This window comes from Novosphingobium resinovorum (genome assembly GCF_036352595.1).
Classification (GTDB): domain Bacteria; phylum Pseudomonadota; class Alphaproteobacteria; order Sphingomonadales; family Sphingomonadaceae; genus Novosphingobium; species Novosphingobium resinovorum_B.
In genome coordinates this window covers 55179-81387 of record NZ_JAZFAX010000023.1, presented here as the reverse complement: position 1 = coordinate 81387, position 26209 = coordinate 55179, and the positions used below count along the sequence as shown (strand labels likewise).

General features: G+C 66.3%; 27 protein-coding genes, 1 tRNA gene and 1 pseudogene. 10 read left to right on the top strand and 19 right to left on the bottom strand.

Going from position 1 to position 26209, the window contains the following annotated elements:
* Nucleotides 1-736: 736 nt before the first annotated feature.
* From V2S85_RS27275 to V2S85_RS19330, 3 genes and pseudogenes are all read right to left on the bottom strand, one after another.
* Complete coding sequence (locus V2S85_RS27275) at nt 737-1609, bottom strand: tyrosine-type recombinase/integrase (protein WP_419198219.1); 873 nt, start codon at nt 1607-1609, stop codon at nt 737-739.
* A 156-nt stretch (nt 1610-1765) separates the two neighbouring features.
* A pseudogene (locus tag V2S85_RS19335) lies at nt 1766-1983 on the bottom strand (Arm DNA-binding domain-containing protein); the annotation flags it as partial.
* A 161-nt stretch (nt 1984-2144) separates the two neighbouring features.
* A tRNA-Cys gene (locus V2S85_RS19330) sits at nt 2145-2218 on the bottom strand.
* Nucleotides 2219-2404: 186 nt separating this feature from the next.
* On the opposite strand from V2S85_RS19330, the gene mobA reads away from it, so the two are divergent.
* Nucleotides 2405-2932, top strand: coding sequence for a molybdenum cofactor guanylyltransferase (gene mobA, locus V2S85_RS19325; protein ID WP_330704453.1), 528 nt, complete (start codon nt 2405-2407; stop codon nt 2930-2932).
* 6 nt (nt 2933-2938) lie between these two features.
* On the opposite strand, the gene V2S85_RS19320 is transcribed toward mobA, so the two are convergent.
* Together V2S85_RS19320 and V2S85_RS19315 are read right to left on the bottom strand one after the other, a co-directional pair.
* Entirely contained in the window at nt 2939-3673 is a 735-nt protein-coding gene (locus V2S85_RS19320) for a winged helix-turn-helix domain-containing protein (protein WP_330704452.1), read from the bottom strand.
* Between the two features lie 156 nt (nt 3674-3829).
* On the bottom strand, nt 3830-5023 hold the full coding sequence (locus V2S85_RS19315) for an LL-diaminopimelate aminotransferase (protein ID WP_330704451.1): 1194 nt from the start codon (nt 5021-5023) through the stop codon (nt 3830-3832).
* Between the two features lie 204 nt (nt 5024-5227).
* Here V2S85_RS19315 and V2S85_RS19310 point away from each other — a divergent pair, with 204 nt between their 5' ends.
* From V2S85_RS19310 to lptG, 5 genes are all read left to right on the top strand, one after another.
* Nucleotides 5228-7096 carry a class I poly(R)-hydroxyalkanoic acid synthase gene (locus V2S85_RS19310; protein WP_330704450.1) on the top strand — a complete coding sequence of 623 codons (1869 nt, stop codon included), beginning with the start codon at nt 5228-5230 and terminating at the stop codon, nt 7094-7096.
* Nucleotides 7097-7266: 170 nt separating this feature from the next.
* Nucleotides 7267-8448, top strand: a complete 1182-nt coding sequence (phaP, locus tag V2S85_RS19305; RefSeq protein ID WP_330704449.1) for a TIGR01841 family phasin — start codon at nt 7267-7269, stop codon at nt 8446-8448.
* Nucleotides 8449-8566: 118 nt separating this feature from the next.
* Nucleotides 8567-8980: an ATP-dependent Clp protease adapter ClpS gene (gene clpS, locus V2S85_RS19300; protein ID WP_330704448.1), complete on the top strand. Its 414-nt coding sequence runs from the start codon at nt 8567-8569 to the stop codon at nt 8978-8980.
* 159 nt (nt 8981-9139) lie between these two features.
* Entirely contained in the window at nt 9140-10366 is a 1227-nt protein-coding gene (gene lptF, locus V2S85_RS19295) for an LPS export ABC transporter permease LptF (protein WP_330704447.1), read from the top strand.
* Between the two features lie 4 nt (nt 10367-10370).
* On the top strand, nt 10371-11468 hold the full coding sequence (gene lptG / locus V2S85_RS19290; protein ID WP_330704446.1) for an LPS export ABC transporter permease LptG: 1098 nt from the start codon (nt 10371-10373) through the stop codon (nt 11466-11468).
* A gap of 3 nt (nt 11469-11471) precedes the next feature.
* Here the strand turns inward: lptG and V2S85_RS19285 are convergent, their stop codons facing one another.
* Complete coding sequence (locus tag V2S85_RS19285) at nt 11472-12566, bottom strand: fatty acid desaturase (RefSeq protein ID WP_330704445.1); 1095 nt, start codon at nt 12564-12566, stop codon at nt 11472-11474.
* 160 nt (nt 12567-12726) lie between these two features.
* On the opposite strand from V2S85_RS19285, the gene V2S85_RS19280 reads away from it, so the two are divergent.
* Together V2S85_RS19280 and V2S85_RS19275 are read left to right on the top strand one after the other, a co-directional pair.
* Nucleotides 12727-13887, top strand: a complete 1161-nt coding sequence (locus V2S85_RS19280) for an N-acetyltransferase (RefSeq protein WP_330704444.1) — start codon at nt 12727-12729, stop codon at nt 13885-13887.
* Nucleotides 13888-14324: 437 nt separating this feature from the next.
* The gene (locus V2S85_RS19275; protein ID WP_330704443.1) at nt 14325-14867 is read left to right on the top strand and encodes a PAS domain-containing protein; all 543 of its coding nucleotides are present in this window, start codon (nt 14325-14327) and stop codon (nt 14865-14867) included.
* Nucleotides 14868-14927: 60 nt separating this feature from the next.
* On the opposite strand, the gene V2S85_RS19270 is transcribed toward V2S85_RS19275, so the two are convergent.
* Both V2S85_RS19270 and lipB read right to left on the bottom strand, forming a co-directional pair.
* A complete protein-coding gene (locus V2S85_RS19270) occupies nt 14928-15257 on the bottom strand; it encodes a hypothetical protein (protein WP_330704442.1) in 330 nt (109 codons plus the stop codon).
* Nucleotides 15257-15937, bottom strand: coding sequence for a lipoyl(octanoyl) transferase LipB (lipB, locus tag V2S85_RS19265; RefSeq protein ID WP_330704441.1), 681 nt, complete (start codon nt 15935-15937; stop codon nt 15257-15259). The genes V2S85_RS19270 and lipB overlap by 1 nt, the downstream gene beginning before the upstream one ends.
* A 94-nt stretch (nt 15938-16031) precedes the next feature.
* On the opposite strand from lipB, the gene V2S85_RS19260 reads away from it, so the two are divergent.
* A complete protein-coding gene (locus V2S85_RS19260; RefSeq protein ID WP_330704440.1) occupies nt 16032-16874 on the top strand; it encodes a lipoyltransferase in 843 nt (280 codons plus the stop codon).
* Between the two features lie 89 nt (nt 16875-16963).
* Here the strand turns inward: V2S85_RS19260 and V2S85_RS19255 are convergent, their stop codons facing one another.
* From V2S85_RS19255 to V2S85_RS19230, 6 genes are all read right to left on the bottom strand, one after another.
* Entirely contained in the window at nt 16964-17596 is a 633-nt protein-coding gene (locus tag V2S85_RS19255; RefSeq protein ID WP_330704439.1) for a class I SAM-dependent methyltransferase, read from the bottom strand.
* A 117-nt stretch (nt 17597-17713) separates the two neighbouring features.
* Nucleotides 17714-18058, bottom strand: a complete 345-nt coding sequence (gene arsC / locus V2S85_RS19250) for an arsenate reductase (glutaredoxin) (protein ID WP_330704438.1) — start codon at nt 18056-18058, stop codon at nt 17714-17716.
* Nucleotides 18055-18609 carry a (2Fe-2S)-binding protein gene (locus V2S85_RS19245; protein ID WP_330704437.1) on the bottom strand — a complete coding sequence of 185 codons (555 nt, stop codon included), beginning with the start codon at nt 18607-18609 and terminating at the stop codon, nt 18055-18057. The genes arsC and V2S85_RS19245 overlap by 4 nt, the downstream gene beginning before the upstream one ends.
* Nucleotide 18610: 1 nt before the next feature.
* Complete coding sequence (locus V2S85_RS19240) at nt 18611-19357, bottom strand: metallophosphoesterase family protein (RefSeq protein ID WP_330704436.1); 747 nt, start codon at nt 19355-19357, stop codon at nt 18611-18613.
* Between the two features lie 26 nt (nt 19358-19383).
* Nucleotides 19384-21459, bottom strand: coding sequence for a TonB-dependent receptor (locus V2S85_RS19235; RefSeq protein WP_330704435.1), 2076 nt, complete (start codon nt 21457-21459; stop codon nt 19384-19386).
* A gap of 185 nt (nt 21460-21644) precedes the next feature.
* Complete coding sequence (locus V2S85_RS19230; protein ID WP_330704434.1) at nt 21645-22337, bottom strand: fumarylacetoacetate hydrolase family protein; 693 nt, start codon at nt 22335-22337, stop codon at nt 21645-21647.
* Between the two features lie 159 nt (nt 22338-22496).
* On the opposite strand from V2S85_RS19230, the gene V2S85_RS19225 reads away from it, so the two are divergent.
* Complete coding sequence (locus V2S85_RS19225; RefSeq protein WP_330704454.1) at nt 22497-23006, top strand: YqgE/AlgH family protein; 510 nt, start codon at nt 22497-22499, stop codon at nt 23004-23006.
* On the opposite strand, the gene V2S85_RS19220 is transcribed toward V2S85_RS19225, so the two are convergent.
* From V2S85_RS19220 to V2S85_RS19200, 5 genes are all read right to left on the bottom strand, one after another.
* The gene (locus V2S85_RS19220; RefSeq protein WP_330704433.1) at nt 23003-23299 is read right to left on the bottom strand and encodes a hypothetical protein; all 297 of its coding nucleotides are present in this window, start codon (nt 23297-23299) and stop codon (nt 23003-23005) included. The genes V2S85_RS19225 and V2S85_RS19220 overlap by 4 nt on opposite strands.
* The gene (locus tag V2S85_RS19215; RefSeq protein WP_330704432.1) at nt 23296-23865 is read right to left on the bottom strand and encodes a nucleotidyltransferase family protein; all 570 of its coding nucleotides are present in this window, start codon (nt 23863-23865) and stop codon (nt 23296-23298) included. Before V2S85_RS19215 ends, V2S85_RS19220 begins: the two co-directional genes overlap by 4 nt.
* Entirely contained in the window at nt 23862-24881 is a 1020-nt protein-coding gene (locus V2S85_RS19210) for an XdhC family protein (protein ID WP_330704431.1), read from the bottom strand. The genes V2S85_RS19215 and V2S85_RS19210 overlap by 4 nt, the downstream gene beginning before the upstream one ends.
* A complete protein-coding gene (locus V2S85_RS19205; protein ID WP_330704430.1) occupies nt 24881-25498 on the bottom strand; it encodes a helix-turn-helix domain-containing protein in 618 nt (205 codons plus the stop codon). The genes V2S85_RS19210 and V2S85_RS19205 overlap by 1 nt, the downstream gene beginning before the upstream one ends.
* Before the next feature lie 66 nt (nt 25499-25564).
* Entirely contained in the window at nt 25565-26185 is a 621-nt protein-coding gene (locus V2S85_RS19200) for a murein L,D-transpeptidase catalytic domain-containing protein (protein ID WP_330704429.1), read from the bottom strand.
* Nucleotides 26186-26209 lie beyond the last annotated feature (24 nt).

Below are 26209 nucleotides of genomic sequence, written 5' to 3'. Positions count from 1 at the left end.
TGAGCAAGCAGCAGCTCGTTCTTCTCGGCCTCGGTCAGAACATGAAGCGGCGGTGGCGGCATCCGTAGGGTGAATCAGCCAATCGACCTCCGCGCAACACTTTTCTGCCAACCCCGTGAGCAATTACCCTCCCGCGGTAAGCTTCAGAACAGATGCATATTGATTGAGGTCAGGCTTCTTCATAGAATCTTTTCCTTTGCCAGGCCCTCATACCCGATGGTGCAGTTCAAGCATCCCTGTTTCGGCAAAGCCCTATGGCGGTTGCGCGACCCTTCGCGTTCTCAGCCACTTCAATGACCTCGCTATCAAGGCCTTAGCTCAAGGTTGCCGCTTGCCGTCGCTACTCGGGGCAGTGCATCCGCGCACAACCAGTCTCCCGTTTTCCCGGGGCAACCTTAGGGGCGTTGAGGTCGGCGAGGACCCGCATTTCCGGCGAGGAGCGCAAACGTCCAATGCCCGGCCGTAATTCCAACGCCCGCTTTCTGACGCGGTGGAATTGCCGCCGAGCGGCAAGAATGGGGCGCAAACCCGAATGGCCCCCGCCTGAATTAGAGTGACTGGGTACCTGATTATCGACCTACATCTGGCCGCAGTCGAATCACTGTGTTTCCCATTTCATGGCAGTTCAATTGCAGTCAAAGGTTCCCGAGCACTGCTTGGGGACTCTCTGAACATCAATCAATGTATATGCCGGATTATGATAAGGAAAATAACCCTCCATTAGGTCCCGTTCACCTCACGAGGCACTGTGTCCAAAGCGAGGCCTTATTATTGTGGCGCCACTTCGCAATTGATCGATGTGGTCCGACCAGTGCTGCATCATACGAACCCGTTCGGCCCAGTACTGTCCACGGGCATAAGCTCGCCTGATTGAGTTGCCGTCTGCATGGGCCAACTGCCGCTCAACCGCATCTGGATTCCAGATCCCCATTTCATTGAGCAGCGTTGCTGCCAGGGCCCGAAAACCATGCGCGGTCATCTGGTCCTTCGCGTATCCGAGTCTGCGTAGCGCCGCATTGAGAGTATTGTCAGACATGGGCCGAGACAGGGACCGCAAGGACGGGAAGAGGTAAGGGCTGTAACTTGCGTCGTGTTCGATCTTGCTGAGTATCTCGATAGCTTGAGCGCTCAAAGGAACAGAATGCGCGACACCCATTTTCATCTTCTGGCCTGGAATGGTCCAGACCCTCTTTTCAAGATCGAATTCCTTCCATTCGGCCCAGCGAAGTTCACCGGGCCGGACGAAAACATGAGCGAGCAATCCTAGCGCCGTGCGGGTGAGAGGCATTCCGTCATAGTCGTCGATCGCTCGTAACAACGCGCCTGCTTCATCGGATGTGGTGATCGCAGCACGGTGCTTTGCCTTCGGCGTGATGAGGGCGCCGCGAAGGTCGGCAGCCACATCGCGCCCCGCCCGAGCGCTGACAATGGCATACCGGAAGACCTGACTGCACGCTGTTCGAATTCTGTTTGCAGTATCGTACCGCTTCGTCGCTTCGACTTTCTTGAGGGCAAGCAGCAATTCCGGCGCCGAGATTTCGGCAATTGGCCGCTTGCCGATCGATGGATAGATTTTGCCTAAAAGCCACCGCGCCTTTTTTACGGTCATGGCTGCGGCGCCTTCGGTTTCGATCTTGGCGATCCACTCGTCGGCGATGCATTGGAAGGTGTTGGTTGCGGCTAGCGCTTTCTCGATCTTTTCCAGCCTCGCCTGCTCCAGTGGATCGATGCCTTTTGCCAGCAGGCGGCGGGCGTCTAATAGCATGTCCCGTGCTTCGCTTAGCATGACTTCTGGCCAGCGCCCGAAAGACAGGTACGCTGTTGGCCACTAAAGCGGTAATTCATTCGCCAGTATCGAACGCCGCTCGGCTTGACGAAAAGGTAGAGTCCGTCTCGGTCTGACAGCTTGAAGGCCTTGTCCCGCGGCTTCGCGTTCTTCACCGCGATAGCGCTTAGGCCTTTTGTTCCTGATGCCGCCGGCATTGATGGACCTCCGAGCATTGCCGGCGGGGAGTCCATCATCGGGACCATCAATAGCCGTGGATGCAGCTAAACCCGTCCGGATTGTAGCGGAGATTATATCAGTAAAAACGGCTGAAAACAGCCATTCTCCGGACGTCCGTGGACGTCTCCGGAAAGGGGAATGGAGGCCCGAGCCGGAATCGAACCGGCGTGCAAGGATTTGCAGTCCTCTGCGTCACCACTCCGCCATCGGGCCATCCGTGTGGAGGAGTGGGCGCCTAGCAACCCATCACGACGAGCGCAATGCCTTTCGTGCATAAGGCGCAGATTTCGTACGCTAGAGTCTTGGGAACAAGGGTACAGCGTCAGTGCTTCCTACTTGTGCAATCGGGAAATGGGCGCCTTAATATCCCCCCGCCTACTCTCGCGAAAGGCATCGGTCATGATTCTCGGAGCCGTCCTGGCAGGTGGTTTGTCGAGCCGTTTCGGGAGCGACAAGGCACTCGCCGACATCGGTGGTCGTACGCTGCTCTCGCTGGCGGTCGATACTCTATCCGGCTGGTGCGAGCATGTCGTGGTCACGGGTAGGGAAACCGCTCCGGCACCGACCTTGCCGGACTGGCCACGCGCGGGGATGGGGCCGCTCGGAGGGCTGGCTGCCGCACTGCGCCATGCGGCTGATGAAGGGTACGATGCGGTAATGAGCTGCGGAGTCGATGCCGGGTTTCTTCCCGAGGATCTTCCGACGCTCCTTGGCGGTGCACCGGCATGCCTGGCGGTACAGCCTGTGATAGGGCTGTGGCCAGCGTCCAGCCTACAGGAACTTGAAGCCCTGCTGCACGCTCCGGAAAGTCACTCGATGAATCGTTTCGTCGATCGCATCGGAGCACGGCGAGTGCAGATCGCTCTTCCCGTCGCCAACATCAACACGCGCCAGGATCTGGCCAGGCTCGCGACGCACCTGCCATGAACCCGCTCACGCCGTGGCTTGCCGCACGTCCAGACCGAGCCTGCCGGAAGCGTAGGTTCCTACGCTGCGTGTCTTAGTGTCGTGTGACGCGGTCAGGCAATAACCGCCGGCCGATGCCGTTGCGATGATGCCGGACATGCCCACGAAGCCAAGCTTGCGGCGAAGGCGCGACATATGGACGGCGATGCTGTTGGTTTCCGGCACGAAGCCCATGCGCCAGACATCGTGGATCAGTTCCTGCTTGCTCACGGGCGCGCCGGGACTGTCAGCGAGGCGCCAGATCAGCGCGAACTCGCGCGGGTTGAGATTGAGCGAGGTACCACGTACGTAAGCTTCGCGAGCCAGCAGGTCGAGTTCGAGTTCGCCAAGGCGGCGATGCCGCGGTAGCCAGTGCGTCAGTTCCGCCAGCCGGCTGGCGCGAGCTTCGAATTCGCCGGGCTCGATCGCGCCGGCCGCTGCCTCGCCGAAACCGACCTGAAGCAGTTCGGTGCGCTCATCCGCCGAGCAGGCGCCGATGACGAATACGAAGCGCCGTACTTCCTCCCGGACGGACAGGACACGCTGCCAGCCTGCCGCGTCGAGCCGTCCTGCGGGCATGATGCCGATGCAACTGCTGGAAGGCTCGCCAGCGACGTCCAGGGCCCACCCGCTGGCCCGCAGATCGAACTCGGCGGGAACCTTTTCGGTACCCAGCCAGCGAAAACGGTAAAGCGAGTCTCGTTGCGTAAGAAGGTCCGCCATCTATCCCCCAATATGCACGGCATTCCAATGCGATAGGGGACTAGATGGCGGAATTTTATGCTCCGGAACAACACGTATAATATTACAGGGCTAGCTTTCCCTTAACCGTAATGTCCCGCAGAAATGCTGATGTTTTCGCTTTCGTGCGCCGTATGATTAAGGGGTGTTAACCCCCATCGAGTTCAGGTAGCGCTTCACGTTGCGTGCCGCCTGGCGAAGGCGTTGTTCGTTCTCGACCATGGCGATTCTCACGAAGCCTTCGCCGTCCTCGCCGTAGCCGACGCCTGGTGCCACCGCGACTTCGGCATGGGTCAGCAACTGCTTCGAGAACTCGAGGCTGCCCATTTCCTTCAGCGCCGGGGGCAGGGGGGCCCAGGCGAACATGGAGGCCTTGGGAGCGGGGATGTCCCAGCCGGCGCGGCCGAACGCCTCGACCATCACGTCGCGGCGCTTCTGGTAGAGGTCGCGGTTGCGCTGGACGATGTCCTGCGGCCCGTTGAGCGCAGCGCAGGCCGCCGCCTGGATCGGCGTGAAGGCGCCGTAGTCGAGGTAGGACTTCACGCGGGTCAGCGCCGAGATCAGCTTCTGGTTGCCGACCGCGAAGCCGATGCGCCAGCCGGCCATCGAGTAAGTCTTGCTCATCGAGGTGAATTCCACGGCGACGTCCTTGGCGCCCGGAACCTCGAGGATCGAGCGGGTCGGGTTGCCGTCGTAGTAGAGTTCGGAATAGGCGAGGTCGGACAGGATCCAGACCTTGTTCTCCTTCGCCCAGGCGACGAGGCGCTCGTAGAACGCTAGGTCCACCGTCTCGGCGGTCGGGTTCGACGGGTAGTTGACGATCAGGATCGACGGGCGCGGCACCGTGAAGGCCATCGCACGGTCGAGCGAACGCCAGTAGTTCTCATCCGGGGTCGTCGGCACCGAGCGGATCGTCGCGCCTGCGATGATGAAGCCGAAAGTGTGGATCGGGTAGCTCGGGTTGGGCGCCAGCACCACGTCGCCGGGCGTCGTGATCGCGGTGGCCAGGCTGGCCAGGCCCTCCTTGGAGCCCATGGTCACGACGACCTCGCGCTCGGGGTCCAGTTCCACGTTGAAGCGGTTGGCGTAGTAGTTCGCCTGGGCACGGCGCAAGCCCGGGATGCCCTTGGACTGCGAATAGCCGTGCGCATCGGGCTTCTGAGCCACTTCGCACAGCTTGTCGAGCACGTGCTGGGGCGGGGGCAGGTCGGGGTTGCCCATGCCGAGGTCGATGATGTCCTTACCAGCCTGGCGGGCTGCGTGCCTCATCGCGTTCACTTCGGCGATGACATAGGGCGGCAGTCGCTTGATGCGGTAGAACTCGTCTTCCATGACCTCTGGTATCCAGTAACTTTCGCGGCAGGATCGCCGCAGGGCCCCTGTAGGGTATTCCGGTGTCCGCGCAAATGGGGACTGGTGAAAGATAATTGCAGGATTTGTCACGGCGAAGCGTGCAAAGGGGGCTCGACAGGACTCGGCATGGTCGCCAACGTGGCGTGCGAATCCCAAGGCGAGCCTCCAGGAGAGCGAATACCGATGGCCACCGACGCCGACCTCATCAGCGACGTCATGAAGTCCCAGGTACAGGGGCTGACCACCCTGTTCGGGCAGATGATCCCGGCCGAAGGCTCGCCGGAAGCCGAGGCGACGGTGCAATGGGCCGAAGTCGCCGGACGCCTGCATTCGATCTGGACCGAATTCCAGGTCGAGCAACTGAACAAGGTCAGTGCCGAAAAGCCGCCGCACTACGCCGATCCGATGAAGTGGATCGCCACGGCCGAAGGCGTCTTCCGGCAATTGCCGCTCGCCAATCCCGAGGTCCAGCAGAAGCTGTGGAACGAGGGGCTTACGCTGGCGAACGCGGTATTCGGTCAGTACGGTCTCGGTCCGCGTGCGGAGCACGGTGAAGCGGGGCAGGGTGATCCCGAACTGCCGCGCCGTGATCGCCGGTTCGCCGATCCCGAATGGCGCCGTCAGCCGTTCTTCGCGGTATTGCACCAGCTCTACCTGCTGATGAGCGAGCAGGTCACCGGTCTTGCCGAAGCGGTCGAGGGGCTGGAGCCCGCGCGCAAATCCCAGCTGCTGTTCGCGACCCGCGCACTGGTCGATGCCCTGAGCCCCGCGAACTTCCCGCTGACCAACCCCGTCGCTCTGGCCCGCGCCACCGAAACGCGGGGCGAAAGTCTCGTGCGTGGTTTCGAGAACATGCTCGACGACATGCGCAAGGGCCAACTCACACACACACGGCCCGGCGCCTTCGTGCTTGGCGAGAACATCGCGGTGACCCCGGGCAAGGTCGTGTTCGAGACGCCGCTATACCAGTTGATCCAGTACACACCGACTACCGAGAAGGTGCTGAAGGCTCCGCTGGTGATCTTCCCGCCGTGGATCAACCGTTTCTACATTCTCGATCTCAACGCCAAGAAGAGCTTCGTGCGCTGGGCCGTGGAGCAGGGGATCACGGTGTTCATGGTTTCGTGGAAGTCGGCCGACGCCTCGTTGGCGGAGCTGGTGTGGGACGACTACATCGCCGCGCAGATCGAGGCGGTGGACTTCGCGCGCCAGCGGCTGGGCGTGCCTTCGGTGCACACGATCGGCTACTGCGTCGCCGGTACGACGCTGGCTGCGACGCTGGCGGTGCTGGCGCGCAAGGGCGAGGCGGACAAAGTCGCGAGCGCCACGTTCTTCACCGCGCAGGTCGATTTCGCGGAGGCGGGCGACCTCAGGAACTTCATCGACGACCAGCAGATCGAGACCCTCGGCAAGCTCTCGCCCGAGGGATACCTCGATGGTCGCTACCTGGCCGCCAGTTTCAATCTCCTGCGCGGCAACGATCTCATCTGGAACTACGTCGAGAAGAACTATCTCAAGGGCGAGGACTATCCTGCCTTCGACCTGCTCCACTGGAATGGCGACGTGACCAACCTGCCGGCACGCTGGCATCGCGACTACCTGCGTGACCTGTATCGCGACAACCGGCTGGCGGTGGCGGATTCGCTCCATGCCTGCGGGGTGCCGATCGACCTGCACCGGATCGCGACCCCGACTTACATCCAGGCCGGGCGCGAGGACCATATCGCGCCGCCGAGCAGCGTGTGGAAGCTGACGCGTTATCTTGCCGGGCCGCGCACGTTCCTGCTGGCGGGCTCAGGACATATCGCCGGGGTCGTCAACCCGCCGTCCTCCGGGAAATACCAGTATTGGACCAACGAAAGGCCTGCCGAGACGCTGGAAGCCTTCATCGACGGGGCGACCGAGCATCCGGGATCGTGGTGGCCGCACTGGGCGGCCTGGTTGCGTGATCTCGATCCGGCGCAGGTTCCTGCGCGCGGCAAACGCAAGCCGGGGGGGCGAGGTGACGCGGCGATCGAGGATGCTCCCGGGCGTTACGTCTCCACCCGCTGAACTGCGGCTGACATACCAAGGTCCATTTCGGCTTTTTAATCGAGTGACCTGCGTTTGCGGGCGTGCTGACACATGCCTGTAATCTGTACCGGACACCTTCGGAATCACGGGGAAGACTGCGGGAAACCTCGTAAAATTGTGCGGCGCAGCATAAAATTGTGCAACGCAACATGATTGAGTTGACTTCGCTTGTGCAAAAACCTATTTTGCACCGCAGCACCGATGTACGCGACTCGTGGTTCGCGTCGATTTTCCGGGGTAACGCCCGGCACGAACTCGATGTTTTCAACATTAGGCTGGATGCACAGATGGCCGATACTGAAGACCCGAAGGGCAATGTCGCTCCGGTAATTCCTCCCAAGCCTGTCGAGGCCAAGGCTGAGCCTGTGGTCAAGCCTCAGGCTCAGGATCCGAAGCCCGTCGCGGCGGCTGTCGAGCCGAAGTCGCCGCCGTCCGCGCCTGTGAAAGCGCCGGTGACGACTGAAGCTCCGGTCAAGCCGGTCGAGGCCAAGGCAATCGAAGCCAAAGCCAAGCCCGCCGCGAAAGTCGCGCCGGCAAAAGCGGCCCCTTCCAAGACTGTGGTCGCTGCCAAGCCCGTTGCGCCTGAGCCGGTGGTTGCCAAGCCTCCGGTCCTGAAGGCGCTGAAGCCGAAAATATCGAAGCCCAAGATTCAGGCCGCTCCGGCGAAACCGAAGCCGGCCCCCGCAGTTGTTCCGGCCAAGGCCGCGCCGGTGCAAGCCGTCGTAACCAAGCCGGCCATCAAGGTTGCCGAGGAAATCAAGGAAGCGGTCCCGGCCGCTCCGGCGTCCAAGGTGGCCACTCCCAAGGCGGCACCAAAGACCGCACCCAAGCCTATCGCAGGCAAGCCCGTCTTCGCAGGACTGTTCTCCAATTTCATGCTCGAGGAAACGACAATGGACATGAGCGCTAACTTCACCGGTTTCCAGGATGCCGTCACCGAGGCTCAGGCCAAGGCCAAGGCCGCTTTCGAGAAGGGCACCAGCGTGCTCGGCGAAGTGAGCGACTTCGCCAAGGGCAACGTCGAGGCTGCCGTCGAATCGGGCAAGATCTACGCCGAGGGCGTCCAGGCCCTGGGTTCGGAATTCGTCACCGAAAGCCGCGCCGCGTTCGAGAAGATTTCGGGCGACATCAAGGAACTCGCCGCCGCCAAGTCGCCGACCGATTTCTTCAAGCTGCAGGGTGACCTCGCGCGCAAGAATTTCGACACCGCGGTGGCCTACAGCTCGAAGAACAGCGAAGCGGTGCTCAAGCTGTTCAGCGACACTTTCGCCCCGATTTCGGGCCGCGTGAGCATCGCCGTCGAGAAGGCACGCTCGGCCGCCTCGCTCTGACGAGAGGCTGGCCCGGCCGGTCGGATGCATGTCGCATCCGGTCGGCCGAGCCGCCGAACCGAGAATATGGACCAAGGCATCTTGTTATCAGGCGCCTTGGTACGATATTCTGGGCACCATGATTCCCCCGATCGCTGATTCTGACCTTCCGCTCCCCCCGCTCGCGTCCCTTGCGGATGCGCCTTTTGTGGTGAAGGCGGCCCAGGACAGCGATTCCGATCACGGCACGGGCGACGACCACCAGGTCGGCATCGCCACCAAGACCCGCGCGAAACCGAAGAAGCCCAGCCAGTTCAAGGTGCTGATGCTGAACGACGATTATACCCCGATGGAATTCGTGGTGCTCGTCCTCAAGCGCTTCTTTCACATGGACCTCGAACAAGCCACGCGGGTCATGCTCCATGTCCACCAGAAGGGCGTCGGCGTCTGCGGCATCTTCCCTTACGAGATCGCCGAGACAAAGGTGAACCAGGTGATGGACTTCGCCCGGCAGAACCAGCACCCGCTCCAGTGTACGCTGGAAAAGGCCTGATCTCATTCCTCCCCGATCTGGCAACCTTCCCGCTCCGGCGACGTTGAACCGCCCGCCGCGATGCGTTCCGTGCCATCGGCTTGCCTTGCGACAAATCGCTTTGCCCTCCCGGCCCGAGCCGTTAAGGGCGGGGGAGAACGGTTGAGTGACGACGTCTAAGTGAAGTTCATCAGCGCCCTGGACCGCTACATCTTACGCCTCGTGCTGATGCCGATGCTGGGCATATTCCTGCTCGCCGCGTCGCTGCTCGTGCTCGACAAGATGCTGCGCCTGTTCGATTTCGTCGCGACCGAGGGCGGGCCGGTCGGCGTGGTCTTCAAGATGCTGGCGAATATGCTGCCGGAGTACGCCAGCCTCGCCATCCCGCTCGGGCTGATGCTGGGCATCCTGCTCGCCTTCCGCAAGCTGGCGACCAGCAGCGAACTCGACGTCATGCGCGCGGTGGGGCTCAGCTATACCCGCATGCTGCGCGTGCCCTACATCATCACCATCGTGATGGTCATCGCGAACTTCGCCATCGTCGGCTACCTGCAGCCGCTCTCGCGCTACTACTACGAAGAGCTGAACTACGAGCTGAAATCGGGTGCGCTCGGTGCCTCGATCAAGGTCGGCGAGTTCACGACTCTCAAGGACCGCATCGCCCTGCGCATCGACGAGAGCAAGGACGATGGGCGCAAGCTCATGGGTATCTTCGCGCGCGTCGCCAACCAGAAGGGCCAGGTGCTGTCGATCTCCGCGCGCGAGGGGCGTTTCCTGGCGCTCAAGGGCAATCCGGACACGATCATCTTCCGGCTCGAACAGGGCCAGATCATTCAGGACCAACCGGGCGAGCCTTCGCGCGTGCTGACCTTCACCCGGCACGACCTGCCGATCGAGCTTCCCGCTATCGAGAAGTTCCGCGAGCGCGGCGGCCAGGATCGCGAATACCTGCTGCCCGAACTGCTCAAGCTCGGCTGGAGCAAGGATGCTCCGAGCGACGAGCGGGTGTCGAGCCAGGCTAACTTCAACTACCGCATGGTCGAAGTGGTCATGATGCTGCTGTTGCCGTTGCTCGGCGTGGCGCTGGCGATCCCGCCCAAGCGATCGACTTCCGCGCTTGGCCTGTTCGTGTCGATCGTGATGGTGGTGGCCTATCACAAGGTCAACCAGTACGCGAACGACGTGGCGTCGCTCGGCAAGCTGAACCCGATCCTGGGCCTGTGGGGGCCATTCCTGGTCTTCGCCGCGATCATCCTGTGGATGTACTGGCGCGTTGCCTACGTGCCGGGCGGGCAAGCGATCGGCTGGTTGGAGACCGCGTCCGACAAGGGCGTCAAGCGTCTCAAGTCGCTGCTGCGCCGCAACCGGCGTGGACCGATCCTGCCGACGCCCGCGGACCAGAGCTGAGCCCATGAACCTCGAATTCTTCCCGTCGCGCACCCTGACCTTGTACCTTGCGCGGCTGTTCGTCACGCGGATCGTCGCCGTGCTCATCATGCTGGTGCTGGTGCTGCAGGTGCTCGACCTTCTGGGCGAGAGCGGCGATATCCTGGCCTACAAGGGCAACGGGCAGATGCAGCTGCTTTATTACGTAAGCCTGCGAATCCCGCAGCTCGTGGCGCGCTTCCTGCCTTATTCGGTGCTTCTGGCGACGATCATCACGCTTGCCACGCTGAACCAGAACAGCGAGGTCATCTCGATGAAGGCATCGGGGCTGTCGGCGCATCAGGTGCTGGCGCCGCTGATCCTGACCGCGCTGGTGATCTCGGGCCTCAGCTTCGCCTTCAACGAGCGCGTGGTCACCCGTGCGACCTCCACGCTCGATGCCTGGGAGGCGGTCGATTACGGTCCGGTCCCCAAGGACGCGAGCCCGAAGGCCAACTTGTACCTGGCTGATGGCGCCGACCTGCTGCTGGCGCAGTCGCTGTCGGGCGAGGGCAGCACGATGACGCTCCATGGCGTCACGTATTACCGGCGCGATGCCAACGACATGATCGTGGTGCAGATGCGGGCGGACAGTGCGACTTACGCCAATCCCGGCTGGAAGCTCGACCGGCCGGTCAAGTTCGAGGTCGCCGGCACCACGACCACCCGGCTCGCCTCGGCGACGGTGGCGCCTGGGATCACGCCGATCAAGATCTACATCTCCAAGGTCGATGCCGATTCGCAGGACATCTTCACGCTGGCGGGATCGATCCATGCCGTGCAGGAAGCCGGCCGCCGCACCACGGATCTCGACGCGGCGTGGTGGCACAAGCTGTCCGGGCCGCTGTCCTCGGCGCTGATGCCGCTGCTGGGGGCAGTGGCGGCGTTCGGCCTGGCGCGTTCCGGCGCGCTGCTGATCCGCGCCGTCATCGGCATGGCGCTGGGCTTTGCCTACTTCGTGTTCGACAACGCGGCGCTGGCGATGGGCAACTTCGGCGGCTACCCGCCGCTGATCGCGGCCTGGGCGCCTTTTCTGCTCTTCGCGCTCATCGGCGAGACGGTGCTGATCCGCACCGAGGAGTGATCCTCAGCGCACTTTCATCGTGCTGCGCGCCAGCCGGGCGAGCAGCGGGGTGAGGCCCGGATAGCTGGCCTTCCCATATGTCGATCCCTGTTCCAGATGGCCGCTCAGGCGGCGATGCGCCTCGGCCAGCGAGTGGTAGGGCATCGAGGGCAGCAGGTGGTGCAGTGCGTGGTAGCGCAAGCCCACCGGTGCCCACATCGCGGCGATGAAGCCGGGCGGCGGCACGTTCACCGAATCGAGGTACTGCGCGGTCACCGTCATCGCCTCCCCGTCGTTCTCCCACAGATGGGCGACGAGAGTGCGGACCTGGTTGAGCAGCGCGGTGAACGAAACCACGCACAGCGCGATCAGCAGCGGCCGCCAGCCCCAGGCGACACTGGCGGCGATGAGGGCGATGGCCCAGGCCGAGCACGCCAGTTCCTGCCAGAACACCATGCGGGCGAAGGCGCCCTCGGGCTTGCGGCGGCGGTATTGCGGGTTGATGGCGAGAGCGGAAACGCGTTCCCACACCAGCGTGCGCAGCGGCGGCACGATGGCGCCCAGCGGCACCAGTACCGCCGAGCGGACCAGCAGCGCGGGCGGCAGCAGGATCGCGGTGAGCGCGAAGACCGGCAGGCTCCACGGCTTCATCAGCGCCAGCGGCAGGTACTCGGGATCCTCGACGGTGCCGTAACGGGTGCGGGCGTGGTGCTGGGTGTGCACGCCCTCGTACATGAACGAGGGGATCAGCATCGGTACGCCGACCAGCAGGTTCCAGCCGAAGCGGAAGCCGGGCAGGGCATCCTTGTGGATGTGCGTCAGTTCATGGATGAACAGCAGCGCGCGGTAGAGCGCGAGCGAGGCGACTATTCCCAGCAGCACCGCCAGGACGGGGCTGGCGACAAGAATGGCGCCCGCCAGCGCAGCGTAGCCCAGCGCGGCGCTCGCCAGCATGTCCGGCCAGTAGATGCCGGGGCGGGCGGTCGCGATATCGCGCGTCAGTTCGACCGCGGCGCGCAGCATCGCCTTGTCGTCGGGCATCTGCGAGTGCCACGTCGATCCCTGCACGGCGTCGCGTGCATCGGGCTGGGGCAGGTCGATCGCTTTCTGGGCATTCATCACGAGAGATTTCCGCACAAGATTTCCAAAGTGTTTCCGGGCATAAGCCCGCCCGGATACGGCTTCACCGCAGAGTCGCCGCGCGGTCCGGCTTGACAACGTACCGCCAACGGCAGCACGTCGCGCTCATATTCCGTTACGCCAGAACAAAGGCAGCATCGTGGCCGAACTAGTCATCACTCCGATCTCCAGCAAGGCCGACATCGCCGCTTTTGTCGATCTCGCTTATCGACTCAATGCGTCAGATCAAAACTGGGTGCCGAACTTGCGCTCGGAGGAGATTTCCAAGTTCACCCTCGGCAAGAACCCTTTCTTCGAGCATGCCCGCGTCCAGCTGTTCCTGGCGAAGCGCGGCGGACAGGTCGTCGGGCGCATATCGGCGCACATCGATGAACTGGCGCTGAAACAGCCGCTTGAGCAGGGCATGGGCCCGGGCACCGGCAACTGGGGCGCGATCGAGGCCGAGGACGGCGATGTCGCCCGCGCCCTCATCGCCGCGGCCGAGCAGTGGCTGCGCGAGCAGGGGATGACCCGCGCGCTGGCGCCGATGAACCTCTCGGTATGGGAAGAGCCGGGCATCCAGACGGTTGGCCACGACCATGCGCCGATGGTGATGATGGCTCACCACAACGCCGCCTACCAGGGCTGGATCGAGGGCGAGGGCTACGCTCCGGTCAAGACCGTCAAGACTTACGATCTCGACGTGACCAAGCAGTTCCCCCCGCTGATCCAGCGCATCGTCGCCTCGGGCGAGAAGAATGCCAAGATCGTCATCCGCAAGGCCGATCTGAAGCATTTCGCCCGCGACGCCGCGATCATCTGCGAGATCCTCAACGATGCCTGGTCGGACAACTGGGGCTTCGTGCCCTTCACCGACAAGGAGATCGAGTACACCGGCAAGGCGCTGAAGCCGCTGGTCCATCCCGAACTGATCCTGATCGCCGAATACGAAGGCGAGCCGGTGGCCTTCATGATGACGCTGCCCGATCTCAACGGCATCCAGATGAAGGTCAACAAGCGCACCGGCAAGCCCTCGATCCTGGGCCTCATCAAGCTGCTGCTGTGGCTGAGGAAGCCCCGGCCCGCCGACATGCGCGTGCCGCTGATGGGCGTGCGCAAGAAGCTGCAGTCGTCGCGCCTCGCCAGCCAGTTGGCCTTCATGATGATCGAGTACATCCGCCGCGCCGCCACCGCCAAGTTCGGCGCGAAGCGCGGCGAGATCGGCTGGATCCTCGAGGACAACCAGGGGATGGTCGCCATCGCCGATGCCATCGAGAGCAAGGTGAACCGCGAGTACGTGATCTACGACAAGGCGCTGTAAGCGCCGGAGTGGCCGCCTGCGCAAGGTGACAGGTTTACACGGTTTACACGGTCCAGGGGCAAAAGGTGTCACCTTGGGCCGCAAAACCGTCACCTTGCAGCGGAATGTGTCACCTTGTGCGTGCAATGTGTCACCTTGGGTGTCACCTTGCGTTCCCCACCTGTAACCTTGCGGCTCAGTCCGGTCTTGCCGTGCCCAGGCGCAGGAGGTGAGGGTGACGGCAGGCATGCCGGGAAAGTATCCCGCCCGAACCCGTGTAGGAAAATCCTTTGTGCCGGCCGGTCGCGGCGGCGACACGGAAGCGGTTTGTCTATCGGCGCCAAGATGATACCGCAGTGTCACCGTATGGTGGGGCAAATGAAGTTCTGATATGCCGCGCTCCGGCCTTGCCCGGCGGGGCTGTCAGCTGGAGTAGGATTTTGCCTGTATCGTCGTCGGTGCCATCGCAACTTCTCGACTTTCTCGCATCGCTTCCCATCGCCTTGTCACTCGCCGGCGCCGAGGACGACCATCCGCTGCTGTTCGTCAACGAGCGGTTCAGCGAACTCACCGGCCATAGCAGCGAGGAGGTCGTCGGGCGCAACTGCCGCTTCCTGCAGCGCGGGGTGACGGACGGACAGGCTCACGCCAAGTTCCGCACCTTCCTGACCGGGCAGGCCGATCTTGCGGTACGCGCGCCGATCGTCAATTTCCGCAAGAACGGCACGCCGTTCATCAATCTGCTCTACCTGACCCGGCTGCACGGGCCGGAGGGGGAGACGCGCTATTTCCTCGGCTCGCAGTTCGACGTCAGCCGGGTCGAGGTCGACCGGCTGAAGGCTTACGATGGTGCGTTGTCCGATGCGCTCGCCCGGCTGGGGCCACTGGCGGTCGAATGCGGGATGGCGGTGGATTCGGCGCTGTCGGCGATCGGCGATGCGGGGAGCCTGATGGCCCAGGCGCAACTCACGCTGGCCGGCGCGGAGTGGGCGCGGAAGTAAGGGACTGGCCCGGCATCGCAAGCCCCGGCTTCAGGGCGTGACGTCTCCGGGCACGAACGGTCAGGGCTGCGTCGGCGCCGGCGCGGGCGGTGCGGCATCGATCACCGGGGCGGGCTCCGCCACCGCGTCGGCTTGCGGCACGTCCGAAGCGAGCGCGGCAGGGGCGGCCTCGCGCGGCGGGGCCAGTCCGGCGTTGGGATCGACGAGCGAGGCCTGCGACTTCACGGTGTCGTACGGCAGCATGTCGTCGCCGACCGAGCGCGGCAGCAGTTCGCCGCCCGCCGCCGTCTTGGCCTGGTCCTCGGCCTTCTTCTTGCAGCCGCCGAGCGCCAGCAGCGCCATGGCGACGGGCAGGACCAGGCAAGCCGCCTTGTTCGAGGACACCTTCATCACGCGCTCTCCTTGGGGGCGACGGGTGGGCAGGGGCTTTCCAGCGCGGCAAGGAAGGCCGGCGCGCGGGCGATCAGCGCGGCGTCGAAAGCGGCAAGGTCCACGTCCTTGCCGAGGCGGCTGAGGCTGGTGACGCCGAATTCGTCGATGCCGCAGGGCACGATGCCGGTGAAGTGCGACAGGTCGGGCGCGACGTTGACCGAGAAGCCGTGCATCGTCACCCACTTGCGGATGCGCACGCCGATCGCGCCGATCTTCGCCTCGCGCCCGTCGACGTCCTGCGTCCAGATGCCGATGCGGCCTTCCGAGCGGAAGCTTTCCACCCCGAAGTCGCGCAAGCTCTCGATCACCCAGCCTTCGAGGCCGTGGACGAAGCCGCGCGCGTCGCGGGCGCGCTTGCGCAAGTCGAGCAGGACGTAGCCGATGCGCTGGCCGGGGCCGTGGTAGGTATAACGGCCGCCGCGCCCCGCCTCCACCACCTCGAAGCGCGGGTCGAGCAGTTCGGCCACCGCCGCGCTGGTGCCGGCGGTGTAGACCGGGGGATGCTCCAGCAGCCAGATCAGTTCGCGCGCCTCGCCGGCGGCGATCTGGGCGTTGCGCAGCGTCATCTCCTCCAGCGCCTGCCGGTAAGGCACCGGCTCGGCGGAGATGCGCAGTTCGATATCACCGGGAATCGTCATGCCGCGTTGCGTGGCGTCATTTCCTGCGGTTATCAAGAGCCTTCAGGCGCACCGGGGCATTCGCCCGCCGTGCCTCACCTTTCTGGAGTACCCGATGCAATTCGACAGCAACCGCGCCTGGAACGATGCCCTGGCGGCCGTCACGGCCAATCGCGAGGTGCTGCTGGCGCTGGGCGGGGTGTTCTTCCTGCTGCCGACGCTGCTCTCCACGGTATTCCTGACCGACGTGCAGGCGCAGATCCTGGAAGCGCTGCAGAAGCCGCAGCTGGTCAACCGGGTGATCGCCGACAACATCGGCCTGCTGGCCGGCTTCGGGATCGGCGGGACGCTGGTGCAGTTGCTCGGCTACCTCGCCGTCACCGCGCTCATTTCCGAGCGGGGACGGCCGACGGTGGGCGAATCGATCGGCTGGGGCCTGCGCGCGGTGCCTTCGCTGTTCGCAGTGCTGGTGATCGGCTTCCTGGGCCTGATGCTGGCGACGACGGTGTTCTCGGCGGTGGTGGTCGGCCTGTTCGCGGTGCTCGGCGCGCCGGGGGCGGGATCGGTGCTGGCGGTGGTGCTGCTGATGCTGGGGCTGGCCTACGTATCGGTCAAGCTGTCGCTGGTGGTGCCGGTGATCGTCAACGAAGGGCTGGCCGGCCCGGTGCTGGCGATGGCGCGCTCGTGGAAGCTGACCAAGGGCAACAGCCTGCGCCTGTTCGGGTTCTATACGCTGCTGTCGCTGGGCTATTTCGTGATCGCGCTGATGTCGACGTTCCTGGTGGTCGGCCCGGTGATGCTGGTGCTGGGGCAGGGCAAGGTCGCGGTGCTGGTGATGGGGCTCGTCTCCGGCGCGATCGGCGCGGCGGCCAGCGTCCTGTTCGCCGCGGTGCTGAGCAAGGCGCACAGCCAGCTCGCCGGGCCTTCTGCGGGCGTGCAGGCGGACCTGTTCGAATAAGCGGACCCGCGGAGGCTGGAAACAGGAAACCCGGGGCGGCCTGCGCTACCCCGGGTTTCCTGTTAGTGCCGCCATGATGGGCGGGACAGTCAGTCCTCGTCCTTCCAGCCCCACCACATGAAGCAGGGCGGGACGTTGATCGGCTCGATCGCGTCGTCGATGCGCTTGAAGTGCGGGGCCATGTAGCTGCGTGCCTTGGGGCGGAACTGGTAGACCAGAAACGCCCCGCCCTTGCGGATCACGCGGTAGGTGGCGGCGGCGATCGCAGGTGCGACGCCCTTGGGCAGGGTCGAGAACGGCAGGCCGGACAACACGTAGTCCGCCTTCTCGTGCCCATGCGCCCGCACGATCTCCTCGACGTCGGCCGCCGAGCCGTTGACCGCGACGAAGCGGCTGTCGGTGATGGTGCGGCGCAAGTAGTCGATGAACATCGGATTGGTGTCGATCACCAGCAGCATGCCGTCGCGCGGCAGGCGGTCCAGCACCGGCTGGCAGAAGGTGCCGACGCCGGGGCCATACTCGACGAACAGCCGCGTGCTGGGCCAGTCGACGCGCGAAAGCATGCGGTTGATCGTGAAGCGCGAGGACGGAACGATCGAGCCGACCATCACCGGATTGCGGATGAACCCTTCGAGAAACACGCCCCAGGGGCCCATACCCTGCTTGATCTTGCGCCTGATCCTTTGGGCCAGGGGCTGTCGGGCAAGCTCGGTGCTGGTCATGCTGAGGTAGGCTCTCGCAATTCTATCGTGTCACGGATGTGCCATGCGGTGGCAGATTGTCCCCGTCATTGCAAGGCGATGGGCCGAGCCCTGCGGCAGGTCGATGGGGAAAGCGGGTCAGAGAATCTGGTGAACCGTGTCCTGCGGGCGACAAAGCCGCGTGCCCTTGTCGGTTTCCACCAGCGGGCGTTCGATCAGGATCGGCTCGGCGGCCATGGCGGCCAGCACGGCGTCGTCGTCCGCGTCCGGGAGTCCGCGTTCGATCGCGTCGGTTCCCCTGATGCGCAGGCCCTGCTGCGGGGTGATTCCGGCATCGCGGTAGAGCTGCGCGAGCTTGTCGGCGCTCGGCGGGGTCTTGAGGTATTCGATCACCTCCACCTCGACGCCGGGGGTCTCTTCCAGGATCGCCAGCGTCTTGCGCGAGGTGCCGCACTTGGGGTTGTGCCAGATGGTGGCCTTCATTCGGAGTCTCCTTTTGGGACGGATGTGGCGGCCTGCGAGGACAGCGCCGGGATGCGCGGTGCGCCGCCGGGCGGGGGCACCACGTCGATCTTCTCTTCGCGCCGGGCGACGGCGGCGGCGCGCTGGACCGCACGCACCAGCCGGGGCTGGACGCCGCAGCGGCACATGTTGGGGATCGCCGCCTTGATGTCCGCCTCGCTGGGGGAGGCATTGCGGGCGAGCAGGGCGGCGGCGTTCATGACGATGCCCGGCGTGCAGAACCCGCACTGGATCGCCTGTTCGGCCACCATCGCCTGCTGCACCGGGTGCGAGCGATCGCGCGACAGGCCCTCCACCGTCACCACGAAGCGGCCCTCGCACTCGGCCAGGGTGATGAGGCACGATCGCAGCGCGGCACCGTCCACCATGACCGTGCAGGCATGGCAGTCGCCTACGCCGCAGCCGTACTTGGTGCCGGTGAGGTTGGCCGCGTCGCGCAGGGCCCAGAGCAGCGGGGTGCGCGGGTCCATCTCGAACTGGACGGGGCGGTCGTTGACGGTGAAGCGGGTCATCTCAGGCGTATCCGGTGGCCAGCGCGCGCGCCCAGTCCTCGCGCCCGCCCTCGGCGGCGCGGCGGGCGGCGGCGGCCCAGTCGTAGGCGACGGCGCAAAGCTGCACCTGCCACGCATCCGGCTCTCCGTCCGCGCCGCGCTCGACCAGTGCATAGCGGGCCTCGGAGGTGCCCGATTCGATGACGTGGGGCCAGGGGTGATCCTCGGCATAGGCGGGCAGGCCGACCGAGCCGGGGTTCACCACCAGCCGTCCATCCTCCAGCCGCACCGCGCGCTGCTTGTGCGAATGGCCGCACAGCACCAGCGCGGCGTCGATTCCGCCCAGCCGTTCGGTGACTTCCGCCCCGGTGGCGGCGCGGCAGCCCTGCGGCTCGACCGTCTCCAGCAGCATCTCCAGGTCGCTGCGCGGCGAGCCGTGGCAGGCGTAGAGGTCGGGCTCCAGCCACATCTCCACCGGCAGCGCGGCGAGCCAGTCGCGGTGGCGCGGCTCCAGCACCGCGTCGGTGGCGGCATCGGAGAGGTTCATCGCCTCGCGCGCAAGGTCGAGCAGCTGGCGCTCGTGATTGCCCCGGATCGTCTCCAGCCCCAGCGCCATCAGCCGCTCGGCGGTGCCGACCGCGTCGAGCGGGCCGCTGAGGATGTCGCCGAGGTTCACCACCCGGCTCGCCCCGCGCGCGCGGGCGTCGGCGAGCACCGCCTCGAGCGCGCCGAGGTTGCCGTGGATGTCGGAGATCACCGCGATGGCCATGCCGCCGCGATGCCCCGGCTCTTGCCTCAGCGCAAGCCTACCTTGACGCCCGCCCACAAGGTGCGCGGCTGGCCGAGGTCGATCGAGCCCGCCTGGTTGCGCGTCACGATGGTCTCGTCGGTGAGGTTCTCCCCCCGCAGCACGATCGAGACGAAGCGGGTGACCGGCACTTGCGCGTAGAGGTCGAGCGTCGTCGCGGCGGGCAGGATGTAGGCCTGCAGGTCGTCCTCGAACTGCGCGCCGGTGCGGCGCACGGTGGCGGCAAGGCGCCAGCCCTGGCGCGGGGCCCAGGCCACGGTGCCGCTGGCGGCGAGCTTGGGTACTTGCGCCGGGCGCAGGCCTTCCAGCGCCGCCTGGGTGCCGTCCGCCTTCACCTTGGCGTCGGTCCACGAGAGCGAGCCGGACAGGTCGACCTGGCCGAGCCTGATGTCCGCGCTCGCCTCGATACCGCGGGCGCGGATGGCGTCGACGTTCTGGCGCTGCTTGAGGTTGGCGGCGATCGTCACGTTGGCGATGGCGTCCTTCAGCCGGTTGTCGAAGGCGGTCACCGACAGTGACAGCGCTTCGGAAGGGTGGAAGTCCACGCCCGCCTCGTAGCCGCGCAGACGCTCGGGCTTGAGCGCGGCATTGGCCTGCGTGGTCACCGGGAACACCACGAAGGGCCGGTACAGCTCGTTCAGCGTCGGCAGGCGCAGGCCGGTATAGGCCGCCGCGCGCAGCGAGACGGCGGGGGCGAGGTTCCAGACGATGCCGCCGCGTCCGTTGGCGCTCCAGCCGTCGCGGTCGGCATAGCGGGTGTCGGTGGTCACCGCGCCCGCCGCGCTGAGTTCGCGGTAGAAGCCGTCGGTGATCGTCCAGCGGTCCAGGCGGCCGCCGGCGGTCAGCACGAACTGGCCGATGGTCCAGTCGTCCTGCACGTAGAAGCCAAGGTCGGACTGCTTGCCCCCGGCGCGGCGGAACGCGGTGGCGAGGCCGGTGGCCGCGCTGTAGGGCTGCTCCACCAGATGCCCGCTCGACAGGCGGATGTCGGTGCCGAGGCGCAGGACGTGGTCCGCGCCGACCGGTGGGCGGATTTCCGCCTTGCCGCCTACCGCCAGGGTCGGCGTCTTGGCCTGGTCGAGCGTCTTCTTGTAGCTCGTCGAGCTGATGACGATGTTCGAGAAGTCCTGCGCCTGGACATAGCCCAGCACGTCGAACTGCCAGTCGCCGCGCCCGACCAGTCGCACCGAGCCCTGCTGGCCCGAGGAGGTCGAATCGGCGCCCTTGAAGCGCAGCGTGCGCTTGTCGTCGTAGACGAGGCCCGAGGCCTGGATCTCCACCGTGTCGGTCAGCGGCGCGACGGCGCGCAGCGATCCGGACAAGCTTTCGTAGGCCGCGCGCGCGGTGGCGGCGACGCGCTGGTCTTTGGGCGTGGTCTGGAAGCCGTCACCCCGGTCCCACTGGACGCTCGCGACGACGAAGCCCTGCCCGAGCCGGGGCGCCACGGTCAGCGAGCCCTGCGTCTCGCCCCGGTCGTTGACGAGCGCCTCGCCCTGCACGGGGCCGATCTGGTTGGGGCCAGATTGATTAGGACTGGCGCTGTCCATCTCGATCGTGCCGGATACCGCGCCAGTGCCGAAGGCGCCCATGCCGCCGCCGCGCGTCACCCGCACCGTGCTCAGCCGCTCGGGGGCGATGGCGCTGAGCGGGATATAGCCGAAGAACGGGTTGCCCACCGGCACGCCGTCGAGCAGCACTTGTGCGCGGCTGGAGGCGTTGCCACCCAGCGCGCGCAGCGTCACGCCCTGGTTAGAGGGGTTGGAAGCGCGGCTGTCCGAGCGGCGGAACTGCTGGAAGCCGGCGACCGAGGCGAGCACGTCCTCGATCCGGCCCGAGGCGCTGGCGGTGATCCGGTCGCGGTCGATGGTCTGGACGTCGTAGGCCGGAGTGGCGGGGCCGTCGGACAGGCCGTGGCCGGTGACGACGATCGGCTCGCGACCTTCGGCGTCGGCCTCGTCCTCGGCGCCGTTCGCGGCCCCGTTCGCGGCATGGGCCGGGAGGGAAAGCGCCAGCAGGGGCAGGGCAAGCAGCGAATGGGCGGTACGGCGGCGAATCGTGGTCATTGTTTTCCGGCTTCTAGGCATCGTTCTCCGCGTCGGTGTGTCTTGCAAAGCCATTTGGCTGGCAAGGCGTTCACGACGCGGGCGACCCAAGGGATAAGAAGGTGAGCGTTGGTGGAGCGGCAGGAATTCCGCGTCCGTCAGCCTTGCAGGCAGTCACCTGCCCGAGACGAGTTCGGGCAGGAAGGTCATTCCGCCGCGCCGATTTCCAGTCGCAGCGGCTCCAGGCCATCGACGGTCCCCTCCAGCACGTCACCGGGCGCGACCGCGCTGACGCCGGCCGGGGTTCCGGTGTAGATCAGGTCGCCCGGCGCCAGGTGATAGAGGCGCGAGAGGTCGGCGATCAGTTCGGGGATCGACCAGATCATGTCCGAAAGCACGCCGTCCTGCTTCACCGCGCCGTTCTGCGTCAGCGCGATGCGCTGGCCTGCGAGTGAGAACCCGGCGGCGGGCGTGATCGGGCCGATCACCGCGCCGTTCTCGAAATCCTTGCCGGTGTCCCAGGGATAGCCCTTGGCCTTGGCCGCGTTCTGCAGGTCGCGCCGGGTCATGTCGAGGCCGCAGGCATAGCCGTGGACCACGGCCATCGCCGCCTCGGGCGCGATGCGGAAGGCAGGCGCGCCGATGGTGACGACCAGTTCCATCTCGTAGTGGCAGTTCGCGGTGCCGGGCGGATAAGGAATCGTCGCGCCCGACAGGCACAGCGCGGCGGGGGCCTTGTTGAACCAGATCGGCGCCTCGCGATCGACCGCGTTGCCCAGTTCCAGGGCATGCGCGGCATAGTTGCGCCCGACGCAGAACACCCGGCGGACCGGGTAGCGGGCCTGCGAACCCTGGACGGGAATGGACGGGGTCTCGGGCAGGTCGAACAGCAGGGTCATGAAGCGGGGGTCTCCTTCGGACAGGGACATAGGCCGCTCCGTCGCATCGGCAAAGGGCTGTTGCGGGTTCGTGCTTGTGGTCGGCGCGTGGAGGCATAAAGTGCTCGCGTGACGAAGGAACAGTATCTGTCGGGGCGCCTGCTGCTGGCCATGCCGGGCATGTTCGATCCGCGTTTCGAGCGGTCGGTCAGCGTGATGTGCGTGCATGACGAGGACGGCGCGCTCGGCGTGGGCGTGGGCCAGGTGCGCGAGGGCGTGCGCTTTCACGACGTGCTGGAGGAACTGGGCCTCGATCCCGGCGTCTCCCCCAACCGCGAGATCATGAACGGCGGTCCGGTGGAGCCGGGGCGCGGGTTCATCCTGCATTCGACCGACTGGGGCGGCAGCGACACCATCGCGGTCGCTCCACTCTGCGCACTGTCGGCCTCGATGGACGTGCTGCGCGCGATCGCCGAGGGGCGCGGGCCGGCACAGTGGGTCATGGCGCTGGGCTATGCCGGCTGGGGGCCGGGCCAGTTGGAGGGGGAAATGCGCCACCACGGCTGGTACGCGGCCGAGGGCCACCCCGAAGTGCTGTTCGCCACCCCGCCCGAAGGCCGCTGGTCCGCCGCCTGGCGCGCCGAGGGGATCGATCCGGCGCTGCTTTCGAACGAGACGGGGCGGGCTTAAACCCGGCGCCGACCGGTGATGCAGGCCATGCTCACCGTCACCACGATCGGCGCGATCCAGTCGATCCACTGGTCGAGCTTGGTCCAGACGCGCGGGTCGAACGGTCCCCACCACGGCATGTTCGCGCGCAGGCCGCCGCCGAAATGCTCGATCCACCGGTATTCCGCCTGGGCGACCTCGCGGCCTAGGAAGTAGGCCGAGGCCAGCGCCGCGCCGATCCACCAGTTGCCGGTCAGCCGCGCGGCGATGGCCTGGATGACCAGCGCGAACAGCGCATGCTCCAAATACGTCACGATCCGCCTTCCTGCAGCGCCTGCAGGTCCGGCGGGTAATCCACGTCGAGGTGGATGGCGGGATCGGCGCAATCGACGAAGACCACGTCGGCGCGCCGGCGCAGCAGCCGCCCCGCGCCCTCGTCTCCCGTGAGCGCGGCGATCGCGGCGAAGGCGGCGGCCGAGAGCAGCACCGGATGACCGGGCCGACCCGCCTGGCGCGGCATGGCGGCATAAGCCGGTCCGATCGCGGCGGCGAGGCGGGCGGCAAGCCCATGCGGGATATGCGGCATGTCGCCGAGGAACACGAAAGCCCCCTCCATTCCGGCCGCAGCCGCGATTCCCGCCTTCAGCGTGTCCGACAGCGCATCGCTGGCAAGCCGGAGCGTCTCGACCGCTGGTTCGCCCGGCCAGTCGCCGGTATCGAGGCCGGGCCGGGCGACGACGACCACGCGCTCCACCGGCGCGGCGCGGGCGGCGTGGATGGCGTGGAACAGCAGCGGTTCGCCATGGAGCGGGGCGGACAGCTTGTCGCCGCCGAACCGCCGGCCGTGGCCCGCCGCCAGCACCAGCGCGGCGTAGCTCAAGCCCGCTCCCGCGCCGGGTTGAGCGCCTGCATGATCTCGGCGAGGATGCCCGTGGCGACTTCCCAGGGCGACTTGCCGAGGCCGGGAACGCCCGGCGAAAGCTGCAGCCGGGCGAGTTCCTCCGCCGTCGCCCCGGCCGCCTCCAGTGCACCGAGCCGCTGCCCCGCGCGCGACTTCGCGCCGATCATGCCGACGTAGCCAGCGCCCCCGCGCAGCGCGGCGAGGCAGCCGCCAAGGTCGTGGTGATCCTCGTGCGTGGCGCCGAGATAGGCGGTCCAGCGATCGACGCCGAGCCGCGCGAGCGCCTCTGCGGGCTCCTCGCGCAAGTAGCGGCTGACCGGGAAGGGCGGCGGCGCGTGGGGGCCGCCGGGGCGCAGCAGGATCGTCTCGAACTGGGCCATGGCGCCCAGCTTGGCGGCGGCCAGCGCACCGGGATCGCCGCCCGAGACGATGAGCCGGCGCGGCGGATCGTAGCGACGGGCCAGGCGCAGCGGCTCCTCGCGCAGCGCGAGCAGCGGGCCGCGACCCTCGCCGATCTCCTGCGCTTCGCCATCGGTGATCCAGGTGCAGCTTCGTCGCTCGGCGGCATGGCCCAGCAGGGCCTGGATGGCAGGGGAATCGGGGGTGATCCGCTCCAGCAGCACGTGCAGCGCACCGCCGCAGCGCAGCCTGAGGTCGATCCACGGACTGCCCATGCCATAGTGCAGACGGCGCGGCCGGCCGTCGGCCAGGACGTGCGCGGCGTGGTTGGCGACATCGCCCTCGATGCAGTCGCCCGAGAAGTAGCCGGTCGCGGAAACGGCGCCGCCATGGGGCGCGGCGGTGAACAGCATCTGCGCGCCGGGTCCGCGCGGAGCGCTGCCCGCGACCTTGTAGAGCGTCGCGAGTGCTGCCGGGCGTCCCGCCTCGACGGCTTCGCGCAGCGCCGGGCGCACGTCGTCCACCCAGCCGAACTCCGGCCAGTCAGCGCCTGCGATCTCGCCGGAGAGCAGCGGGGCCTGGGTGTCGACCGGCATCAGGCGCGCGCCGTCTGGCGCTCCAGCGTGTCGCCCACCAGCGGGGCGATGACCAGCCGGTGCAGGATGGTGGCGACTTCCTCCGGGCTGTGCCGGGAGGCGGGCCGGTCGCCGCCCTGCGCCAGCCACCAGGCGAGGATGTCGATCGTGGCACCGGTGCCGTGGATGGTGCCGAGGTCGGACGGCAGCCAGGGATGGCGCGGCTGCGTGTCCGCCGCGAGGCCGAGCGCCTGGCGGATGAACTCCTCGCGCACGATGCCCGCGGCCCCGCCGGTCAGCAGCGCCGACCACAGCAGCGCATGGGCATGGACGTGCCGGCACAACTCCAGCGTCGATTCGTAGCTGTTGGCGGCGTAGAGGATGGGGATCGTGCGGCCGAGCAGATCCTCGATCTCGTGCGCGGCGACGTCGGCCAGCAGCGCTTCCTTGGTCGGATAGTGCCGGAAGAACGTGGCGTAGCCGGTGCCCGCGCGCGCGGTGATCTCGCGGATGGTGAGCTGGTCGAAGGGCTTTTCCTCGAGCAGGGCGAGCAGCGCGGATGTCAGCGCATGGCGCGAGCGGACCTGTCGGGCATCGGTAGGGGCCTCGCGCTTGAGGCCGGTCAGGCTGGTATCCATGATACGCTGCGTATCATTGCCGGCGAGTGCTGTCTAACCGGCCGGCATGGCTGACCGCCCTGCGACTTATCCTTCGCCGATGCGGTCGGCGAACAGCAGGCGCCCGCCCGAGAGGTGCCAGAGCGCCTCGTTGAAGTCGCTGTTGCTCATCGCGAAGCAGCCTTCGCTGCGACCGAGCTTGCCCCATTTCTCGATCATCATGGCATCGACGTACCAGGCCGGATGCATGACAATGGCGCGGGGCAGGGCCATCGAGTTGTCGTCGTCCAGCCCGACGAGGCGGATCGAGGTGCCGTACTTGCCCTTGTACCACTCGGCGGTGAGATAGGCCCCGCGCGAGGTCGCCTCCGAACCGGGGACGTTCGAGAAGTTCTGCAGCCAGCCACTGTGCGCCGGGTCGGATCCGCGACCATGGGCGACCAGGAACGAGCGCATGGTCCCGTTCTCAAGATTGGCGAAATGCAGGCGCGGCTTCCACGAGGGCTGCGCGAAATCGACGATGCCGACCACGTCGGCGCGCCAAAGCTGGTTGCGCACGCGTGAGGCCTGGCGCGAGGCGACGTCGAACACACGGCGTTCGTAAAGCGACAGCCCGGTAGGCGCGGCGGGCACGGAGCCGAGGCTGGAGGGAAAGGCGCCGGCCAGCGCGGCAGGTGCCTCGCCCGGTGCCAGCGAGTCGGGGACCACGCCTTCCGATGCGAACGCGCGTCC

Excerpts from the sequence above, each read along its gene's own strand:
- mobA (WP_330704453.1), top strand. The coding sequence starts at position 2,405 with ATGATTCTCGGAGCCGTCCTGGCAGGTGGTTTGTCGAGCCGTTTCGGG.
- phaP (WP_330704449.1), top strand. The coding sequence starts at position 7,267 with ATGATTGAGTTGACTTCGCTTGTGCAAAAACCTATTTTGCACCGCAGC.
- V2S85_RS19240 (WP_330704436.1), bottom strand. The coding sequence starts at position 19,357 with ATGGCCATCGCGGTGATCTCCGACATCCACGGCAACCTCGGCGCGCTC.
- V2S85_RS19270 (WP_330704442.1), bottom strand. The coding sequence starts at position 15,257 with ATGAAGGTGTCCTCGAACAAGGCGGCTTGCCTGGTCCTGCCCGTCGCC.
- arsC (WP_330704438.1), bottom strand. The coding sequence starts at position 18,058 with ATGAAGGCCACCATCTGGCACAACCCCAAGTGCGGCACCTCGCGCAAG.
- V2S85_RS19255 (WP_330704439.1), bottom strand. The coding sequence starts at position 17,596 with ATGACCAGCACCGAGCTTGCCCGACAGCCCCTGGCCCAAAGGATCAGG.
- V2S85_RS19310 (WP_330704450.1), top strand. The coding sequence starts at position 5,228 with ATGGCCACCGACGCCGACCTCATCAGCGACGTCATGAAGTCCCAGGTA.
- clpS (WP_330704448.1), top strand. The coding sequence starts at position 8,567 with ATGATTCCCCCGATCGCTGATTCTGACCTTCCGCTCCCCCCGCTCGCG.
- V2S85_RS19285 (WP_330704445.1), bottom strand. The coding sequence starts at position 12,566 with ATGAATGCCCAGAAAGCGATCGACCTGCCCCAGCCCGATGCACGCGAC.
- V2S85_RS19205 (WP_330704430.1), bottom strand. The coding sequence starts at position 25,498 with ATGGATACCAGCCTGACCGGCCTCAAGCGCGAGGCCCCTACCGATGCC.
- V2S85_RS19315 (WP_330704451.1), bottom strand. The coding sequence starts at position 5,023 with ATGGAAGACGAGTTCTACCGCATCAAGCGACTGCCGCCCTATGTCATC.
- V2S85_RS19210 (WP_330704431.1), bottom strand. The coding sequence starts at position 24,881 with ATGCCGGTCGACACCCAGGCCCCGCTGCTCTCCGGCGAGATCGCAGGC.
- V2S85_RS19245 (WP_330704437.1), bottom strand. The coding sequence starts at position 18,609 with ATGACCCGCTTCACCGTCAACGACCGCCCCGTCCAGTTCGAGATGGAC.
- V2S85_RS19320 (WP_330704452.1), bottom strand. The coding sequence starts at position 3,673 with ATGGCGGACCTTCTTACGCAACGAGACTCGCTTTACCGTTTTCGCTGG.
- lptG (WP_330704446.1), top strand. The coding sequence starts at position 10,371 with ATGAACCTCGAATTCTTCCCGTCGCGCACCCTGACCTTGTACCTTGCG.
- V2S85_RS19235 (WP_330704435.1), bottom strand. The coding sequence starts at position 21,459 with ATGACCACGATTCGCCGCCGTACCGCCCATTCGCTGCTTGCCCTGCCC.
- lipB (WP_330704441.1), bottom strand. The coding sequence starts at position 15,937 with ATGACGATTCCCGGTGATATCGAACTGCGCATCTCCGCCGAGCCGGTG.
- V2S85_RS27275 (WP_419198219.1), bottom strand. The coding sequence starts at position 1,609 with ATGACCGTAAAAAAGGCGCGGTGGCTTTTAGGCAAAATCTATCCATCG.
- V2S85_RS19225 (WP_330704454.1), top strand. The coding sequence starts at position 22,497 with ATGTTCGATCCGCGTTTCGAGCGGTCGGTCAGCGTGATGTGCGTGCAT.
- V2S85_RS19230 (WP_330704434.1), bottom strand. The coding sequence starts at position 22,337 with ATGACCCTGCTGTTCGACCTGCCCGAGACCCCGTCCATTCCCGTCCAG.
- V2S85_RS19260 (WP_330704440.1), top strand. The coding sequence starts at position 16,032 with ATGCAATTCGACAGCAACCGCGCCTGGAACGATGCCCTGGCGGCCGTC.